Genomic DNA, 231 nt, shown 5'->3' on the forward strand with positions numbered 1-231 from the left:
CTGAGTCGCTATCTGAGTCTGAGTCGCTGTCTGAATCTGAATCGCTGTCTGAGTCTGAATCGCTATCTGAATCTGAATCGCTATCTGAGTCTGAGTCGCTATCTGAATCTGAATCGCTGTCTGAGTCTGAATCGCTATCTGAATCTGAGTCGCTGTCTGAATCTGAGTCGCTATCTGAATCTGAGTCGCTGTCTGAGTCTGAGTCGCTATCTGATTCTGAATCGCTATCTG

At 46.8% G+C, this 231-nt stretch carries 1 protein-coding gene; it reads right to left on the reverse strand.

The features are described 5' to 3' along the window. The coding region (locus IDG65_RS15190) for a hypothetical protein (RefSeq protein WP_150531442.1) at positions 1-231 on the reverse strand (231 nt) is incomplete at both ends.

It is taken from the genome of Staphylococcus sp. EG-SA-17 (assembly GCF_017151845.1).
In the GTDB taxonomy this organism is placed as follows: Bacteria; Bacillota; Bacilli; order Staphylococcales; family Staphylococcaceae; genus Staphylococcus; species Staphylococcus aureus.